The organism is Brevibacterium sp. OS20, from assembly GCF_056837565.1.
The window spans coordinates 2,463,533-2,480,734 of sequence record NZ_CM166367.1; the positions used below are offsets into that span (position 1 = coordinate 2,463,533).

Annotated in this window: 17 protein-coding genes; 5 read left to right on the forward strand and 12 right to left on the reverse strand. The window is 63.5% G+C overall.

What is annotated here, in order from left to right:
• Window positions 1-106: 106 nt before the first annotated feature.
• Both ACVZTU_RS11035 and ACVZTU_RS11040 read right to left on the reverse strand, forming a co-directional pair.
• Entirely contained in the window at window positions 107-1,306 is a 1,200-nt protein-coding gene (locus tag ACVZTU_RS11035) for an acetyl-CoA C-acyltransferase (RefSeq protein WP_259358863.1), read from the reverse strand.
• A gap of 51 nt (window positions 1,307-1,357) precedes the next feature.
• The gene (locus tag ACVZTU_RS11040; protein ID WP_259358864.1) at window positions 1,358-2,101 is read right to left on the reverse strand and encodes an SDR family oxidoreductase; all 744 of its coding nucleotides are present in this window, start codon (window positions 2,099-2,101) and stop codon (window positions 1,358-1,360) included.
• Window positions 2,102-2,547: 446 nt separating this feature from the next.
• On the opposite strand from ACVZTU_RS11040, the gene ACVZTU_RS11045 reads away from it, so the two are divergent.
• From ACVZTU_RS11045 to ACVZTU_RS11065, 5 genes are all read left to right on the forward strand, one after another.
• Entirely contained in the window at window positions 2,548-3,762 is a 1,215-nt protein-coding gene (locus tag ACVZTU_RS11045; RefSeq protein ID WP_482400390.1) for an ABC transporter substrate-binding protein, read from the forward strand.
• An 85-nt stretch (window positions 3,763-3,847) separates the two neighbouring features.
• Complete coding sequence (locus ACVZTU_RS11050) at window positions 3,848-4,714, forward strand: branched-chain amino acid ABC transporter permease (protein WP_139469740.1); 867 nt, start codon at window positions 3,848-3,850, stop codon at window positions 4,712-4,714.
• A 5-nt stretch (window positions 4,715-4,719) separates the two neighbouring features.
• Window positions 4,720-5,826: a branched-chain amino acid ABC transporter permease gene (locus ACVZTU_RS11055; protein ID WP_482400391.1), complete on the forward strand. Its 1,107-nt coding sequence runs from the start codon at window positions 4,720-4,722 to the stop codon at window positions 5,824-5,826.
• The gene (locus ACVZTU_RS11060; protein WP_482400392.1) at window positions 5,823-6,596 is read left to right on the forward strand and encodes an ABC transporter ATP-binding protein; all 774 of its coding nucleotides are present in this window, start codon (window positions 5,823-5,825) and stop codon (window positions 6,594-6,596) included. Before ACVZTU_RS11055 ends, ACVZTU_RS11060 begins: the two co-directional genes overlap by 4 nt.
• Window positions 6,596-7,300, forward strand: a complete 705-nt coding sequence (locus tag ACVZTU_RS11065; protein ID WP_139908273.1) for an ABC transporter ATP-binding protein — start codon at window positions 6,596-6,598, stop codon at window positions 7,298-7,300. The genes ACVZTU_RS11060 and ACVZTU_RS11065 overlap by 1 nt, the downstream gene beginning before the upstream one ends.
• Window positions 7,301-7,476: 176 nt before the next feature.
• Here ACVZTU_RS11065 and ACVZTU_RS11070 read toward each other — a convergent pair whose 3' ends face one another.
• From ACVZTU_RS11070 to xerD, 10 genes are all read right to left on the reverse strand, one after another.
• A complete protein-coding gene (locus ACVZTU_RS11070) occupies window positions 7,477-8,103 on the reverse strand; it encodes an L-threonylcarbamoyladenylate synthase (protein ID WP_139469736.1) in 627 nt (208 codons plus the stop codon).
• 147 nt (window positions 8,104-8,250) lie between these two features.
• Window positions 8,251-9,561 (reverse strand): AI-2E family transporter, encoded by a 1,311-nt coding sequence (locus ACVZTU_RS11075; protein WP_482400393.1) that lies wholly within the window; start codon window positions 9,559-9,561, stop codon window positions 8,251-8,253.
• Window positions 9,562-11,073 carry a ribosome biogenesis GTPase Der gene (gene der / locus ACVZTU_RS11080; RefSeq protein WP_139469735.1) on the reverse strand — a complete coding sequence of 504 codons (1,512 nt, stop codon included), beginning with the start codon at window positions 11,071-11,073 and terminating at the stop codon, window positions 9,562-9,564.
• Entirely contained in the window at window positions 11,070-11,729 is a 660-nt protein-coding gene (gene cmk, locus ACVZTU_RS11085; RefSeq protein WP_482400394.1) for a (d)CMP kinase, read from the reverse strand. The genes der and cmk overlap by 4 nt, the downstream gene beginning before the upstream one ends.
• Window positions 11,726-12,874 carry a prephenate dehydrogenase gene (locus ACVZTU_RS11090; RefSeq protein WP_482400395.1) on the reverse strand — a complete coding sequence of 383 codons (1,149 nt, stop codon included), beginning with the start codon at window positions 12,872-12,874 and terminating at the stop codon, window positions 11,726-11,728. The genes cmk and ACVZTU_RS11090 overlap by 4 nt, the downstream gene beginning before the upstream one ends.
• Window positions 12,871-13,731, reverse strand: a complete 861-nt coding sequence (locus ACVZTU_RS11095; RefSeq protein WP_139908276.1) for a pseudouridine synthase — start codon at window positions 13,729-13,731, stop codon at window positions 12,871-12,873. The genes ACVZTU_RS11090 and ACVZTU_RS11095 overlap by 4 nt, the downstream gene beginning before the upstream one ends.
• A 17-nt stretch (window positions 13,732-13,748) precedes the next feature.
• A complete protein-coding gene (gene scpB, locus ACVZTU_RS11100; protein WP_181271742.1) occupies window positions 13,749-14,402 on the reverse strand; it encodes an SMC-Scp complex subunit ScpB in 654 nt (217 codons plus the stop codon).
• The gene (locus ACVZTU_RS11105) at window positions 14,399-15,256 is read right to left on the reverse strand and encodes a segregation and condensation protein A (protein WP_229664124.1); all 858 of its coding nucleotides are present in this window, start codon (window positions 15,254-15,256) and stop codon (window positions 14,399-14,401) included. The genes scpB and ACVZTU_RS11105 overlap by 4 nt, the downstream gene beginning before the upstream one ends.
• An 89-nt stretch (window positions 15,257-15,345) precedes the next feature.
• Window positions 15,346-16,212 carry a ParA family protein gene (locus ACVZTU_RS11110; protein ID WP_101546302.1) on the reverse strand — a complete coding sequence of 289 codons (867 nt, stop codon included), beginning with the start codon at window positions 16,210-16,212 and terminating at the stop codon, window positions 15,346-15,348.
• A gap of 38 nt (window positions 16,213-16,250) precedes the next feature.
• On the reverse strand, window positions 16,251-17,201 hold the full coding sequence (gene xerD, locus ACVZTU_RS11115) for a site-specific tyrosine recombinase XerD (protein ID WP_420096582.1): 951 nt from the start codon (window positions 17,199-17,201) through the stop codon (window positions 16,251-16,253).
• Window position 17,202: the final 1 nt, after the last annotated feature.

The window sequence follows — 17,202 nt, forward strand, 5'->3', positions numbered from 1 at the left end:
CGTCGGTCTCCACATCAACGGAGCACGCAGAAAGGGCCGGCGATTCTCGGTCAGAATGACCGGAGAATCGTCGGCCCACCGTTCCTGCTGAGCTGCCGGCAATGCCTCAGCAGACTTCGAACAGTCCGGCTGCGCCTTGGCCCCCGCCGATGCACATCGTGACGACGACGTACTTCACTCCACGGCGACGTCCCTCGATGAGGGCGTGTCCGACAAGCCGGGCGCCGGTCATTCCATAGGGATGTCCGACGGAGATGCCGCCGCCGTCGACGTTGTACTTCTCCGGGTCGATGCCGAGCCGGTCACGGCAGTACAGCGCCTGGACAGCGAACGCCTCGTTGAGTTCCCAGAGTCCGATGTCATCGATCGACAGACCATGAGTCTTCAGCAGCTTCGGAATGGCGAACACAGGACCGATGCCCATCTCGTCCGGCTCGCAGCCGGCCACGGCCATGCCGCGATAGATGCCCAACGGTTCAAGTCCGCGTCGGCTGGCTTCATCGCTCGACATGACCACCGAAGCAGAGGCCCCATCAGAGAGCTGAGAGGCATTGCCGGCAGTGATGCTCGGAACTTTCGACGCCACACCGGGCTCGAGAACCGGATTGAGTCCGGCGAGGCTTTCGATCGTCGTCGATGGGCGGTTGCCCTCGTCGGCTTCGAGGAGCACATCCTGACGCGAGGTCTCCTTCGTCTCCTTGTCGACGACGACCTTCGTCGTCGGCAGAGGCACGATCTCGTCATCGAACCGTCCGGCCTCCTGAGCAGCGGCGGTACGCTGCTGCGAAGACAGGGAGTACTCGTCCTGAGCCTCACGGCTGACACCGTAGCGTTCGGCAACCACCTCGGCCGTGGCCAGCATCGGGTAGTAGATGCCCGGGATGCGCTCCACGAGCCACGGATCCTTGGCCCGGAACGTGTTCATCTTGTCATTCTGGACCAGCGACACCGACTCCACGCCACCGCCGACGGCGATCTCCTGGCCGTCGAAGAGGACCTGCTTCGCCGCGGTCGTAATGCCCATCAGCCCGGAAGCGCACTGCCGGTCGATCGACATGCCCGGAACCGTCACAGGAAGACCGGCTCGCAGTGCCGCCTGCCGAGCGACATTCGTCCCTTGGCTGCCCTGCTGCAGAGCGGCACCGAAGACGACGTCCTCGACCTCACCGCCTTCCAGACCGGCGCGCTCCACAGCATGCTTGATCGCATGGCCGGCCAACTCCTGAGCCTGGGTGTCGTTGAAGGCACCACGGTAGGCCTTGCCGATCGGCGTGCGAGCCGTCGACACAATCACTGCTTCTCTCATGGGTCTCACCTTTCGAAGATGTTCGTGAACTCGTCGTGAGGACGGTGGCGATCAGTCCTTCGGACCGCCGGCGACGTAGATGACCTGACCGGAGACGAATCCGGCACCCTCGGAGGCGAGGAACGATGCCGTGTGGGCGATGTCCTCGGGCTTGCCCGATCGTGCCACGGGGATCTGCTTGACCGAAGCTTCGACGAACTCCTCGAAGCCCATACCTACGCGCTCGGCGGTGGCCTTGGTCATATCGGTTTCGATGAAGCCGGGAGCGATGGCGTTCGCGGTGATGCCGAACTTGCCGAGCTCGATCGCCCAGGTCTTCGTGATTCCCTGGATGCCGGCCTTGGCAGCGGAGTAGTTCGTCTGTCCGCGGTTGCCCTGAGCCGAGGTGGAGGACATCGAGATGATGCGGCCGAACTTCTCTTCGACCATGTACGACTGCACGGCCCGAGCCATGAGGAACGCTCCCCCGAGGTGGACGGAGAGAACCTTGTTGAACTCCTCGTGAGTCATTTTGAACAGGAGGTTGTCACGCAGGATCCCTGCGTTGTTGACCAGAACGGTCGGCGCGCCGAGGGTCTCGGCGACCTGCTTGACCGCAGCGTTGACCGAGTCTTCGTCAGAGACATCGGCTTCGAGGCCGAGCGCTTCGCCGCCGGCTTCCTTGATGGCGGCAACGGTCTCATCGGTGGGGCCCATATCAAGAACGGCGACCTTGAGTCCGTCGGCTCCGAGTCGCTTGGCGATGGCGGCTCCGATGCCGCGGCCTCCACCTGTGACGATTGCTGTACGAGTCATGAACAAGCTCCTAAAGATGATGTTGCGTCATTGCCGTGGGGAACCGAGTGTTCGACTGCGGTTCGCGTCTGCACCGGAACCGATGTGACACAGCTCTCCCATGCAGCTAAGGCCACTGTAGACCAATTCCGTCACTGAACGATTGTTTGCTCACCTTTCAGACATATAGCCGGGTCCAGCGACTCAAAACCTCGACGCCGTTCTGCGAAGCTCCGCTCGCAAGCACCCCGACCTCGCCTTTTGTTCTCCCTGCCCGGCTCGCCCGGCAGATTATCGAACGTTCAAAAATCTAGCTCAAAACCATTGACTTCACCAGAGTGATTTGGAAGTGTTCACATCAGTCGAAGTCCATTACGGATTGCCGACGACTCCGAGCACCGTCACTGACGACGGCTCGGGCAACGTGTGGAGCGAGCCCGCTCCAGGAGCTTTTCAAAGGAGAAAAGATGAACTCTGTCTCGCGAAGTCGCCGCCGCAGACTCTCGGCAGCCGCAGTTTTGGGAGCAATCGCATTGACTGCCACAGCCTGCGGAGGAGGTGGTGGCTCGGGTGAGGGTGACACGGTTGTCATCGGCTACACCGGACCGCTCAGCGGAGGAGGCGCCGCGTACGGCGAGAACGTGAAGATCGGTCTCGAAATGGCCATCGACGACCTCAACGCAGACGGTGTAGAGGTCGACGGCAATCCCGTGACACTGGAGCTGAAGTCCCTCGACGACAAATACGCACCATCCACCGCGGCAAGCAATGCTCAACGATTGGCCGATCAGGACAAGGCCCCGGTGGTCGTCTCCCCGAACGCCGGAGCGATCAAGGCGATTCAGCAGATCAACAGCGGCAGGTCGAACTTCCTCATCTCCGCCTACACCTCTGACCCGGCGATCGTGCAGGCCGACAACCCTCTGACGATGATGATTCCTCCGAACTTCGAGTCCTATGCCGAGGAATTCTCCGAAACTGCCATGGAGCACGGAGGCAAGAAGCTCGCTCTGCTAGGTACTCAGAGTGAGTACGGACAACAGTGGACCAAGTCGATCAAGGATGCCTGGAGTGAAGCCGGCGGGAAGATCGGCGGCGACAACAGCGTCGACTACGCCACCGTGTCCGACTTTGCGGGCCCCGTCTCGAAAGCCCTGTCAGAGAAGCCTGACGCCATCTTCGTCGGCGGACCTTCCCAACCGACAGCGCTGATCATGGAAGAAGCTCGAAAGCAGGGCTTCAAGGGCAGCTTCCTCGTCATGGACCAGGCGAAACTGGATGAAATGGCCACGGTGACGAAGCTCGACAATCTCAAGAATTCGGTCGGCGTCCTGCCAGTCTCCGAATACGAGGATCCCGGTACCGAGGACTTCCTGAAGAAATTTGCTGAGAAGGCCGGAGAGAAGAAGGTCCCGACCAGTGAAACGGCACTGAACTACCAGGGAATTGCGATCATCGCGAAGGCGATGGAGACTGCGGGGACAACCGACGACCCCGAGAAGATTCGCGAAGCCATCAGCGAGGCACTGCCTGAGGTCGATGACAAGTACAAGGTCAATGGCTTCCCCGACGAGATCACAGAACAGGGCCACCTCCTCAACCCGAATCTGGAAGCAACCTTCCTCAATGAAGACGGCAAATACACCAAGGTGCCGATCGAACAGGTATCCGACGACAAGTAATCTCCGTCAACGGCCGTTCTGAAGGTGAGGCGCATCGGTGCGCCTCACCCGGGCCGCACTCATGCCTGCAGAGGACCCAACAATCATGACCCTCTTCATCCAACAACTCTTCAACGGCCTCGCGCTGGGCGGTGTCTACTGTCTCGCTGCGATCGGGCTGACATTGGTATTCGGAGTGCTGCGCATTCCCAACCTGGCTCACGGTGCGCTGTATATGCTCGGCGCCTACATCACCTACTTCTTCCTGACAACCGTCGGCGTTCCCTATATCGCCGCAATCGGCATCGCTGCGATCATGCTCTTCATTGTCGGAGTCGGTCTCGAGCGCCTCGTCTTCCACCCCCTGCGCAACTCCCCACACACTCACCACATGATCGCGGCCGTCGGTGCGATGTTCTTCTTCCAAGCACTGGCCCAAGCGATCTGGGGCGCTGACTTCCGCCGCATGGACACACCGATCACCGGCGAACTCCGCATTCTCGGCGCCGAGATCTCTGCGCAGCGAATCGTCATCATCGTCACCGCTGTGATCGTCTTGGCGCTGTTGGCGCTGTTCATCAAGCGGTCTATCCATGGCCAGACGATCGAAGCGATCGAACAGGACCGCGTCGGTGCATCGCTGGTCGGCATCAACCCGTCAATGGTTTCAATGCTGACACTGGGGCTGTCCGCCCTCCTGGCCACCATCGCGGCGGGCCTCGTCGCACCGATCAATCTCCTGTCCCCGACGATGGGCGACGCACTCAATCTCAAGGTGTTCGCCATTATCATCCTCGGTGGTCTGGGGTCGCTTCCCGGCGCCATCGTCGGCGGTTTCGCACTCGCTATCGCAGAGACGATGACGGCGACCTACATCTCCTCAGCCGTCGGAGAGGCCGTGGCGTTCATCGTTCTCGTCGCTGTGCTGGCCATCAAGCCGAACGGACTGTTCACAAAGGCGGTGCAGCGATGAGCTCGATGAAGAATCCTCGAATCGTCGGCACCATCGCCGTCATCATTCTGCTCGGTCTGACGCCCCTGGCGTTTGCACAGGAGAACTACGCGATGCGAGTGATCACCGTGGGCATGTGTGCGGCGATCGCTGTCTACGGCCTCAACATCATCCTCGGCTTCACGGGACAGCTGAACCTGGCTCAAGGCGGGTTCTTCGGAATCGGCGCCTATGGAGTCGGGCTGCTCACCACCGATTACGACTGGAGCTTCTGGGCAGCCTTCGTCGTGTCAGTCGTCGGGACTGCGGTCATCGGCTACCTCTGCGGGCTGATCGCCCTGCGGACCAAGGATGAGTACTTCGCCATCTTCACAATGGCCATCGGCTTCATCATCTTCCTCGTCATCAGCCGCTGGGAGCCCGTGACTCATGCCCATTCCGGGGTCAACAATGTGAAATTCCCCGAAGGCGGAGGGCTCATCGACTTCGAATCTCCGGTCGCGATGTTCTACCTGGTGTTCGCAATCCTGCTCATCTGTGTCTACACGACCTATGCGATCAGGCGTTCAAGCGTAGGCCGCACACTGCTGACCATCAGGACGAGCGAAGACCTGGCGGATGCGATCGGAGTGCGCGTCGGCTTCAGCAAACAGCTCGCCTTCGCCGCCTCGGCTGTCTTCGGCGGAGTCGGCGGCGGCCTCTACGCAACAGTGGTCGGTTTCATCGGACCCGATGCGGCATCGATCGACAAGACCTTCGAATTCCTCATGTTCATTCTCGTCGGAGGCATGGGCACTGTCGCGGGTCCTCTGCTCGGAAGCATGATCGTGACATTCCTGTTTGAACTCTTCCAGGACTTCCAGGCCTATCGATTCATCGTGCTGGGTCCCATCATCGTCGCCCTCGTGATCTTCGCGCCGCGGGGAATCGTCGGATACCTCGGCGGTTTCGTCGACAGACGCAATCGACGGCGCAGGGCGGAGGAAGCCCGTGGTGCCGACGACGATCTCGATTCGACAGGTGCTTCGACCTCTGGCGGAACAGGCGACCACCGCGCACGCAACGTCGCCGACGGGATCGAATCGGGTGCCGGCCGGACCGGAGGCACCCCCTCTTCCGAGGAGACGAAATGACAATGCTTGAAATACGAGACCTCGGTAAGCGCTTCGGCGGGCTCGATGCGGTCAAGGACGTCAGTCTGGACGTCGAGGCAGGTCAGATCACTGCAGTCATCGGTCCCAATGGAGCAGGCAAGTCAACGCTGTTCAACCTTGTCCATGGATTCTATCGGCCCACAGCCGGGACCATCAGCTTCAAGGGTGAGGACATCACTCATTCCTCACCACACCGGACTGTGGCCGGCGGCATTGCCCGCACATTCCAGACAACGAACTTGTTCGATGACAGCACTCTGTTGGAAAACGTCTTGGCCGGTCGAATCGTCCGTTCGAAGTCCAACGTCTTCGACGCGGTCTTCCACACGCCTCGCCATCGTCGTGAATCACGTATCAACGAAGACAAGGCGATGGAAGCTCTTGAGTTCTGCGGGGTCGCGGAATATCGGCACGATCTGGCGTCCAATGTTCCGCAGGAGGTGCAGAAACGCACCGCAGTGGCCATGGCGCTGGCCACGGAGCCCGAGCTGCTGCTGCTCGACGAACCCGCCGGCGGCATCCCCGAAGAGGAGACCGTCGATTTCGGCAACCTCATTCGGTCGTTGCCACAGCGAGGCGTTTCCGTCCTCCTCGTCGAGCACAAGATGACGATGATCATGGACCTCGCGGACACGATCCTCGTCCTGGACCACGGGCAGAAGCTGGCGCTCGGCGCACCGGCGGAGATCCAAACGAATCCGGATGTCATCCGTGCCTATCTCGGTTCGACAGCACAGGAGGAGAACTGATGCTCACGCTCGACAATGTCAGCACCGGGTACGATGCCACGAACGTTCTCCACGGGGTGAGCATCACGGCGAATCCAGGAGAGCTCACCGTGGTCCTCGGAGCGAACGGGTCAGGCAAGACGACACTCTTCAGAACCATCAGCGGACTGATGCGTGTCCGTGCCGGGTCGATCACCTATGAGGGTCGTCAGCTGCAACGAGCTCGCCCGAATGCCATCGTCAAAGCCGGTATCGCGCACTGCCCGGAAGGTCGCCACCTGTTCGGCAAGATGTCGGTGGAGAAGAACCTGCGTCTGGGGTCCTATCCTCACCGGAACAGATCGCGAACAGAAGAGGTCTACGCTGAGGTCCTCGATATGTTTCCGATCCTCAAAGAGAAGGCGAAGCAACCAGCAGGCTCCCTGTCCGGCGGACAGCAGCAGATGGTCGCAATCGGACGAGCATTGATGTCCGACCCGAGCCTGCTGATCCTGGATGAGCCGTCGATGGGCCTGGCTCCCATCGTCGTCGAGCAGGTGCTCGAGTCAGTCGCCCAGATCAATCGAAACGGCATCGGCGTCCTGCTCAGCGAGCAGAACGCGAAGGCATCGCTGGCGATCGCCCACAGAGGATACGTCCTTGCTGAGGGGAGGATCGTCCTCGCTGATGATGCCTCTCGGCTGCTCGACAACCCCGAGGTTCAGGCGGCCTACCTCGGGCTCTGACGAATAAGAGAATCATCCGTTCAAGAGGGCGACAGTTCAGAACGATCATCTCGCCGAGGCGGCCCGGCCACCTCGGCGAGATTTCGCTGAGTTGATCGTTCCGAACGTTCAGAACGATCAGTCACACAGAACGATCAGTCACACTCATTAAATTCGGTTGGGCGTGCCCGGCCGTCTCATTCATCCTGGAACCGGGAGACGTCCCCGGCTCCGACGCGAGCCACCTCGGGGTACCGTCCGGTGAAATCGATGACCGAGGTCGGCACGACTCCGGGGACACCGGACTCGACGACGATATCGAGGTCATTGCCGAGCTGGTCCATGACATCCTCGGCGTGAGTCAGCGGATCCTCATCGCCGGGCAGCAGCAGCGTCGAGGACAGGATCGGCTCCCCCATCGCCTCGACGAGGGCGAGGGCCGTGACGTTCTGCGGAATCCGAGCGCCGACCGAATGCTTCTTCGGGTGCATCATCCGGCGCGGGACTTCCTTCGTCGCCTTCATGATGAACGTGTACGGCCCCGGCGTCATCGATTTGATGGCTCGGAAATCGGAATTGTCGACGATGACGAACTGGCCCAGCTGAGCGAAGTCATGGCACATCAGCGTGAAATGGTGCTTCGAACCGAGGTGCCGGATGCGGGTGATCCGCTCGATGCCTTCCTTGTTGTCCAAGGCACAGCCGAGGGCATAACAGGAATCCGTCGGATAGGCGATCAGGCCACCGTTCCTGAGTGACTCAGCGGCCTTCTCGATCAGTCGGTCCTGCGGGTTCTCCGGATGGATATTCAGTAGTGTCGCCATACTTCATGCTAACCACTCTGCCGCCACAGTGCGAGGGGTTGACGGACAAGTGCCCGGCAATGCGAAATCGGTGGGCTCTTCGAGCCGAAACCTTTCGGCGGCGTCGGGTCAGTCCGTCAGACTCCCAGACCGGGCAAGAGGTATTGATCAGTCCGCCGTCACCGGCTTCTTCAGGCCCTTGACCAATTCGGCTCGGCCGGTGCGCGGATCGGAGGCGAGAAGGATATTCACCCACCTGGCTCTGGGATCCGCGTCGACCAGCAGAGCCTTGATGAGCAGTGTCGCCGGCAGTGCGAGCAGGGCGCCGAGCCAGCCGAGGATCCACACCCAGAACAGCAGTGACAGGAACGAGATCAGCGGGGTCACGCCCACCGACTCACCGGTGAACTTCGGCTGGATGATCGCCTGGATGACGAAGTTGAGCACGCTGTAGGCGATGACCACCCACAGGGCCGACTGCCAGCCGCTGTCGACCAGCGCCAGCAGAGCCGGTGGGACGAGACCGATGACGAAGCCGATGTTCGGAATGTAGTTCGTCAGGAATGCGAGGACTCCCCACACCCAGATGAGCGGGACGTCGATGATCGCCAAGGCGATGACGTCGAGGAATGCGACGATGAGGCCGAAGACCGTGGCCACCACCCAGTAGCGGCGGACGCCACTGGCGAAGTCGCCGATCGACGCCGACAGCGAGGGCTTCACATCGAGCAGCATCGCCATCCGCTTGTCGATGCCCATCGAGTCCATCGCCACGAAGAACACCGCCATGATCACCGTGGTCAGCAGGCCCGCAACCGACGACAGGTTCGTCAGCAGCGGATAGACGGCGTCGAGGACGGAGCGGACGTCGAAAGCCGAGAGCTGCTGCTGGATCACCGAGGATGTCACCCCGATGTCCGACAGCAGCGCCAGAGTGCTCTGGTAGGTGGCCACGAGTTCATTGCTGTAACTGGGGATGAGGATGACGAGCTCGGCGACAGACCATGCCGTGAGGCCGAAGAAAGCGAAGATCATGCACAGCACGAGCACGACCGAGATGCACGCCCCGATCGCCCGCGGCACCTTGATCCGAGTGAGCAGCCGCTGCACCGGGTAGACGACGATGTAGAAGTTGAGCGCGAGGAACACCGGAGCAACGATGTCCTGGAGTCCGCGGAAGAACATCAGCGCGTACGCCAGCCCTGCCAGCGTCACCGCGATCATCAGAGCCCGTGCCGGCGGCCGTGCATGCCAAGGGCGTGCCTCGCCCGCTGCGTCGGAGGCGGCGTATCCGACCTTCCCCGACGCAGAGTCAGCGTGTGCAGACTCCGAGTCCGCCACAGGGCCCGTGTGCCCGGACGTCGAACCGGCTAACGGTGTTGAGGACGGCGCAGGCTCGGCCGGGCGCGCGGCATCGCCGGCTGATCCGACCGCACCGTCAGCGGCGCCCGACGCCTGCGCCTGCTCGTCCTCGTTCATTCAGCGTCCCCGACGCTTCTCGCGGATGCGCATCGACACCTCGATGGGAGTGCCCTTGAAGCCGAAGGTCTCGCGCAGGCGACGGATGATGAACCGGCGGTAACCGGGATCGAGGAAGCCGGTGGTGAAGAGCACGAACTTCGGCGGACGCGACTGCGCCTGAGTGCCGAAGAGGATGCGCGGCTGCTTACCGCCGCGCACCGGGTGCGGGTTGGCCGCGACCAGCTCACCGAGGAAAGCATTGAGTCGTCCCGTCGGAATACGGGTGTCCCAGCCTTCGAGAGCGGTCTCCATCGCCGGTACGAGCTTCTCCGCATGGCGGCCGGTCTTCGCCGAGATGTTCACGCGCGGTGCCCATGCCACATGGCCGAGATCCCGTTCGATCTCCCGCTCCAGATAGAAGCGACGTTCGTCATCGAGCAGATCCCACTTGTTGAACGCCAGCACCACGGCACGTCCCGCCTCGACGGCGGTCGTGACGATGCGGACGTCCTGCTCGCTCAGGGGATCCTGGACCTCCATGAGGACGAGAGCCACCTCGGCGCGTTCGAGCGCGGTCTGCGTGCGCAGCGCTGCATAGAAGTCGGCACCACTGGCCTGATGAGCGCGACGGCGGATACCGGCAGTGTCGACGAAGCGCCACTGCTTACCGCCGAGCTCGATGAGCTCGTCAACCGGGTCACGAGTGGTGCCCGCGACATTGTCGACGAGCACCCGGTCGGAACCGATGAGCTGGTTGAGCAGGGACGACTTGCCGACGTTCGGACGGCCGACGAGGGCCACACGACGCGGTCCGCCCTCTTCGACGCGGGTGTCGACGGCCGAGACCTCAGGCAGGATCGTGAGCACTTCGTCGAGCAGGTCGGCGACTCCCCGACCGTGCAGAGCCGAAACAGTCCACGGCTGGCCGAGGCCCAAGCCCCAGAGTTCGGCGGCCATGAGCTCGCCGCGCTCGTCGTCGACCTTGTTCGCGGCGAGGAGGACCGGCTTCTTCTTCCGGCGCAGCATCTTCACGACCATCTCATCGGTCGAGGTCGGGCCGGTCGTGGCATCGACGACGAGGAGCACGGCATCGGCCATGTCCACGGCGACCTCGGACTGGATCGCGATGCGCGAGGCCATGCCCTTCGAGTCCTGGTCCCAACCGCCGGTGTCGACGAGGGTGAATTCCTTCGTGTTCCATTCCGCCCGGTAGCTCACGCGGTCACGAGTGACGCCCGGAACGTCCTCGACGACGGCTTCGCGGCGGCCGAGGATGCGGTTGACCAGAGTCGACTTGCCGACGTTGGGGCGACCGACGACGGCCAGCACCGGTGCGGCACCGAGCGTTTCATCGTCGTCGTCATCGAAGCCGTAGGCGCGCAGCAGCGCACGGTCCTCGTCTTCGAGCTCATAGCTTTCGAGTCCGGCCTCCAGCGCGGTCGCCCGCTGCTCGGCCTCCTCGTCGCTGATGCTCTCGACACGATCGACGAGGTCTTCGTCGGGTGTCTCGTGGAATTCGGATTCGCTCATTGTGAGTCCTTCACCAGCTGCAGCACCGTCTCGACCACCTGGTCGAAGTCGATGTCACTGGTATCGAGTGTGAACACTCCGTCGGCGGCCTCGAGGAAGCTCGTCGTGGCGGAGTCCTTGGCGTCACGGCCCGTGACGAGGTCTTGGGTGGCGGCGATCGCCTCGGCGTCGGCATTGCCGTGCACTTCCTTGGCCCGGCGGGCCACGCGGACCTCATCGCGGGCGGTCATGAGGATGCGCACATCGGCATCGGGGGCCACCACGGTGGTGATGTCCCGGCCCTCGACGACGATGCCCTCGGGAGCGGCGGCGATATAAGCCCGCTGCAACTCGATGAGCTCCTCGCGGGCGTCGATGACACCGGAGACCGTCTGCACGTTCGCCGACACGTCCTCACCGCGGATGTCCTCGGTGACGTCGATGTCGTCGACGGAGACGAAGAATTCGTCGGGGCTGAGCGAGATCTCCAGATCCGCTCCGCGCACCTGCTCGAGCACGTCGACGGGGTCGGTGACTCCGCGGTTGAGGCACAGCCACGCCATCGCCCGGTACATCGCACCGGTGTCCAGGTACTGGTACCCCAGTCGCCGCGCCACCTCCTTGGCGGTGCTCGACTTGCCCACTCCGGACGGTCCGTCAATGGCTACGACGCTCATGCAGTTCCTTCTTTCTCGATGGCGGATTCGGGGATCTGCCATCCCTTCGACAGCAATCCGATCTCCAGCTCCTGCTGGATGGCCGGGACCACGGACACGTCGACCATGCCCAGTTTCCGACCGGAGGCGTGATCCATCCGGAAATCCTCGACATTGACGCCGAGGTCGCCGATGTCCTTGAACAGCCGGGCCAGCATTCCGGGCGTATCCGGAACCAGGATCGTGACAACAGCATAGGTGGTCGGCGGCTGCCCGTGCTTGCCGGGAATTCGGTCGTGTCCCTCGTTGCCCAAAGCGATCATCTTGGCGAGCAGTCCCGTCGACCCGGGTCCGAGTTCGAGTGCGCCGATGACCTCGTCGAGCTCGGTGCGCAGATCGATGAGCACGGAGCGGACCTCTTCGGCGTTTCCGGTCAGGATCTGCGTCCACAGACCCGGGTCCGAAGCGGCGATGCGCGTGACATCGCGCAGTCCCTGCCCGGCCAGTGAGATCTCCTCCAGAGGCGCGTGCCGCAGCTGAGAGGCGACGAGGGAGGACACGATCTGCGGCACATGCGAGACCTTCGCGACCGCGGCATCGTGGATGCGCGGATCCAGGTGGAGCACCGAGGCACCCGTATCTTCGGCCATGGCGATGACCTCGCCGAGGCGGTCGGCCGGGGTCTGCTCATCCGAGCAGATCACCCAGGGCCGGGCCGTGAACAGGTCCGACTGGGCGGCGATCGCCCCGGACTTCTCGCGTCCGGCCATCGGATGGCAGCCGATATAGCGATCGAGCTGAGGTTCCGTGACCAATTCGCGCACCGCTTCGAGGAGGCGGGTCTTCACGCTGGCGACGTCGGTGACCGTAGCGTTCGGGTAGTCCTCGAGCGCCGAGGCGATCACCCGTGCGGCGACGTCGGGCGGGGTGGCCACGACGACGATGTCCGGGTGCGCGCCAGAAGATGCCGCGTCGGCGGCGACGGTCGGGTCGGCCGCCTCGGCGAGGTCTTCGGTCGGATTGACAACCTGACCGGCGCCGAGATCCGCGGCGAGCTGCTGCGCGGTCGGTGAGGTGTCTTCGAGGGTCACCTGATGGCCCTTTGCGCTCAGCGCCAACCCCAGGCTGGCACCGAGCAGGCCGGTGCCGATGATGTGGACTCTCACAGACCGACGGCCTCGAACAGTGCGCCCACCTCATCGGAGCGCAGCGGGCGGATCTTGCCCTGCTTCTGCTCGTCGAGGACGATCGGTCCGAACTTCAGCCGCACGAGCCGCTCCACCGGGTGGCCGATCTCGGCGAGGAGGCGGCGCACGATGCGGTTGCGGCCGGAATGGAGGGTGAGTTCGACGACGGACTTGCCCGGAGTCGAATCGACGAGCTTGAAGTCGTCGACCTTGACGAACCCGTCTTCGAGGTCGATTCCGGCCTTGAGGATGGCACCGGCATCCTTCGCCAGCTGTCCCTTGACCTTCGCGAGGTAGGTCTTCGGGATCTCGTAGCGCGGGTGGGCCAGGCGGTTGCTCAGCTCCCCGTCGTTGGTGAGCAGGATGATGCCCTCGGTCTCGGTGTCGAGACGGCCGACGTGGAAGAGGCGCTCATTGTTGTTGCGCACATAGTCGGCCAGGCAGGGTCGGCCCTCGGGGTCGCTCATGGTCGACACGACTCCCGCTGGCTTGTTGAGCACGAGGTAGACCTTCTTGGTCTGTGTCGAAATTCTCACTGTGTCCACGTACACGGACTGTGTTTCGGGGTCGATCCGGGTGCCCAGTTCGGTGACGATGGACCCGTCGACCTCGACGCGGCCATCGGCGATGAGCTGCTCACAGGCACGGCGTGATCCCAGTCCCGCCTCGGCGAGCACCTTCTGCAGCCGCACACCCCCGCTGACGTGGGCGTCTGATGTCTGACCGGCTCCCGAACCGCCCTTGTTGGAGGCCTGATTCGCCGTCGCTGCGCGCTGTTTTCGGCTGGGTCGGTTCTGGCGCCCGCCGGGGGCGCGGTGATCACGGTAGGGACTCATACATCCATTCTCTCAAATCAATCAGCGACTCGTGACATCTCGGCGGCCGAATCGGAGTCATCGTCGAGATCGTCGTCGAGGGCGCCGTCGATCTCGGCGAGCACTTCGGTGTCTTCGGCGCCGAGTTCGGCGACGTCGGCGTCTTCGGGCAGGTAGGGGGCGATATCGGGCAGGTCGTCGATCGCGTTCATGCCCATCGTGTCGAGGAACGTACGCGTGGTGGCGTAGAGCAGCGCCGAGGTGGACGCTTCCTTGCCTGCTTCGACGATGAGTCCGCGCAGCAGCAGGGTGCGGATGACGCCGTCGACGCTGACGCCGCGGATGGCTGCGATGCGGGGCCGGGAGATCGGCTGCCGGTAGGCGATGACTGCCAGAGTCTCGAGCGCAGCTTGGGAGAGCTTCGCGCTCTGCCCGGCCGTGAGGAAGTCCTTGACCACCTCGTGATAGTCGCCGCGGGAGAAGATGCGGAAGCCGCCGGCGACATGGCGGATCTCGAACCCGCGCTGCCGGTGGTGCTCGTCCCCGTCGTAGTCGGCTTTGAGCGTCTGGATCGCTTCGAGGACGGTGTCCTCGTCGAGGCCGAGGGAGCCCGCGAGGTCTTCGGCAGTCACCGCCGAATCGGCGACCATGAGCACGGCTTCGATGCCGGCGAGGATCTCGTCATCGATCATGATTGTTCCCCTTCTGCTTCGTCTCCGCTCCAGTCGCCTTCGGTGCGCAGGTCGACTCCGTCTTCGTTCATCTCGGTGCGGTGGATGAGCAGCCGTCCCAGAGGTTCGGGCTGGTCGAAGTCGCAGAGGCCGACCTTGAACAGTTCGAGCAGGGCGAGGAACCTCGCCACGACGACCAGGGTGTTCTCGGCTGTTTCGAGCAGATCCTGGAAGTCGACGTCTCCGGCGCGCAGCAGGGACAGGATGTGCCCGCGCTGCTCGGACACGCTCACGAGCGGCAGGTGGATATGGTCGACGGCGACGCTCGGCGGGGTGTGGTCGCGTTGGAGCACGGTGGCGAAGATTCCGGCGAGCTCACCGGGACCGATGTTCAGCTCCAGCGGCGGCAGCACGTCCTGGAACTCCGGCTCGAGGTCGACATCGCGTGGGGCCCGGATCGAGCCGGCGGCCATCGCTTCGGCCAGGTACCCGGACACGGACTTGTACGCCTTGTACTGCAGCAGCCGGGCGAAGAGGAGGTCACGGGCCTCGAGCAGTTCGAGGTCGAGGACCTCTTCACCGTCTTCGTGGGGCAGCAGCCGTGCGGTCTTGAGGTCGAGCAGGGTCGCGGCGACGAGGAGGAACTGGGAGATCTCGGCGAGATTCGCCTGATCCTTCAGCTCTGTAGTGTAGGCGATGAACTCGTCCGTCACCTCGGCGAGGGCGATCTCTGTGACGTCGAGGCGTCGTTTCGAGATCAGTCCGAGCAGCAGGTCGAAGGGGCCGGTGAAGTTGTCCAACCGCACCTGGAATCCCTGTGCGGAGTCATTCTCGGAAGCCGTGTCATCGCCGGGCGCTGCGCCATCGCCGGACACGATGTCAGTGCCGGATTCAGCGCCATCGCCCGAGGCGACGCCACCGCTTGAGGCAGATGCCGCTTCCTCCACGTCTGTTACGGAGTCGCTCAGGGTGCGCCTCCGCGGGCGATGAGCTCCCGGGCGAGTCGGCGGTAGGCTTCGGAGCCGGCGTGCTTCGGGGCGAAGCTCGTGATCGGTTCGGCGGCCACGGAGGCGTCGGGGAACTTCACGGTGCGGTTGATGACGGTCTCGAAGACCTTGTCGCCGAAGGCTTCGGTGACTCGCGACATGACTTCCTTCGAGTGCAGGGTCCGCGAGTCGAACATCGTGGCGAGGATTCCGTCGACCTCGAGTGAGGGGTTGAGCCGGTCCTGGACCTTCTCGATCGTCTCGACGAGCAGGGCGACGCCGCGCAGGGCGAAGAACTCGGTCTCGAGCGGGATGACGACACCATGGGCGGCGGTCAGAGCATTGACGGTGAGCAGTCCCAGCGAGGGCTGGCAGTCGATGAGGATGACATCGTATTCGTCGGCGACCTTCGACAGGGCACGGGCGAGCACCTGCTCGCGGGCGACCTCGCCGACGAGCTGGACTTCGGCGGCGGAGAGGTCGATATTGGCCGGCAGGATGTCGATGTTGTCGAATTCCGTTTCGACGATGACCTCGTGCGGGTCCAGTCGCGGGTTCATCAGCAGGTTGTAGATGCTGATGTCGAGCTCATAGGGGTTGAGTCCCAGCCCGACGGACAGTGCGCCCTGCGGGTCGAAGTCGACGAGCAGCATCTTGCGTCCGTAGGCGGCCAGAGCCGCACCGAGGTTGATCGACGAGGTCGTCTTGCCGACCCCGCCCTTCTGGTTGACCATCGCGATGATGCGGGCGGGTCCGTGCGAAGCCAGGGGTGCCGGCTCCGGGAAGTCCTGGGGCTCGTTTGCGGTCCGCTGCTGGGGGATCTCCAACGCCTCTTGCGTATTCATCTCTCGGATGGCCACCTTTCGTTGCTCTACGTCCAACCCTACCGCGCTCGGGGGTGCGAGGTCGCGTACACTTCCCGCAGTGTCTCCTCGGAGACTTTCGTATAGATCTGCGTCGTCGTCACCGAGGCATGGCCGAGCAGCTCCTGGACGACGCGGATGTCCGCACCGCCCTCGAGGAGGTGCGTGGCGAACGAGTGTCGGAACGTATGCGGAGACACCTCGGCGTCGATCTTCGCCGCCTCTCCGGCGTCCTTGACGATCTGCCACGCCGAGACCCGGGAGAGCCGGGTTCCGCGTGCGTTGAGGAACAGTGCCCCGGCCGGGGCCGAGGATCTCGCCTTCGCCGCCATCGACGGACGCACCCGTGACACCCACGCTCCCAGGGCGCGCGCGGCGTGGGATCCGAAGGGCACGATCCGCTCCTTCCCGCCCTTTCCGTAGAGCCGGACGAGCCCTGAGTCGAGGTCGAGATCGTCGAGGTCGACGCCCACGGCCTCGGAGATGCGGGCTCCCGTGGCGTAGAGGAGTTCGAGCAGGGCCGCGGCCCGGATCTGCACGGGTTCCTCGCCGTCGGTGGTGGCGATCATCGCTTCGATCTCGTCGAGCGCCAGTGCCTTGGGCAGTCGCAGTCCTTCCTGCGGTGGGCTGACCTCGGAGGCCGGGTCCGTGGGCGCGAGGTTCTCCCCCAGCGCGAACGTGTGGAATCGTCGCACCGCGACGAGTGCGCGTGCCCGACTCCGCGGTGCCAGTCCCGAATCGAGCAGGTGAAGCGCAAAGTTCTCCACCTTCTGTCGATCGACATCGCCGAGGCGGCTCACCCCGTCATCGGTCAGCCAGGTTCCGTACCGGGCGAGGTCACGAGCATAGGCGTCGATCGAGTTCATCGACAGTCCGCGTTCGAACCGCAGGGAAGCGAGATAGGACTCGAAGGCGCGCCGCAGGTCTCCGGGCAGGTTCTCCGGCAGGAGTTCGGCGCCGTGCCGAGCCACA

Bases quoted from the DNA above. Each gene is read 5' to 3' on its own strand.
- ACVZTU_RS11035 (WP_259358863.1), bottom strand. From the start codon at position 1,306: ATGAGAGAAGCAGTGATTGTGTCGACGGCTCGCACGCCGATCGGCAAG.
- ACVZTU_RS11040 (WP_259358864.1), bottom strand. From the start codon at position 2,101: ATGACTCGTACAGCAATCGTCACAGGTGGAGGCCGCGGCATCGGAGCC.
- ACVZTU_RS11045 (WP_482400390.1), top strand. From the start codon at position 2,548: ATGAACTCTGTCTCGCGAAGTCGCCGCCGCAGACTCTCGGCAGCCGCA.
- ACVZTU_RS11050 (WP_139469740.1), top strand. From the start codon at position 3,848: ATGACCCTCTTCATCCAACAACTCTTCAACGGCCTCGCGCTGGGCGGT.
- ACVZTU_RS11055 (WP_482400391.1), top strand. From the start codon at position 4,720: ATGAAGAATCCTCGAATCGTCGGCACCATCGCCGTCATCATTCTGCTC.
- ACVZTU_RS11060 (WP_482400392.1), top strand. From the start codon at position 5,823: ATGACAATGCTTGAAATACGAGACCTCGGTAAGCGCTTCGGCGGGCTC.
- ACVZTU_RS11065 (WP_139908273.1), top strand. From the start codon at position 6,596: ATGCTCACGCTCGACAATGTCAGCACCGGGTACGATGCCACGAACGTT.
- ACVZTU_RS11070 (WP_139469736.1), bottom strand. From the start codon at position 8,103: ATGGCGACACTACTGAATATCCATCCGGAGAACCCGCAGGACCGACTG.
- ACVZTU_RS11075 (WP_482400393.1), bottom strand. From the start codon at position 9,561: ATGAACGAGGACGAGCAGGCGCAGGCGTCGGGCGCCGCTGACGGTGCG.
- der (WP_139469735.1), bottom strand. From the start codon at position 11,073: ATGAGCGAATCCGAATTCCACGAGACACCCGACGAAGACCTCGTCGAT.
- cmk (WP_482400394.1), bottom strand. From the start codon at position 11,729: ATGAGCGTCGTAGCCATTGACGGACCGTCCGGAGTGGGCAAGTCGAGC.
- ACVZTU_RS11095 (WP_139908276.1), bottom strand. From the start codon at position 13,731: ATGAGTCCCTACCGTGATCACCGCGCCCCCGGCGGGCGCCAGAACCGA.
- scpB (WP_181271742.1), bottom strand. From the start codon at position 14,402: ATGATCGATGACGAGATCCTCGCCGGCATCGAAGCCGTGCTCATGGTC.
- ACVZTU_RS11110 (WP_101546302.1), bottom strand. From the start codon at position 16,212: ATGAATACGCAAGAGGCGTTGGAGATCCCCCAGCAGCGGACCGCAAAC.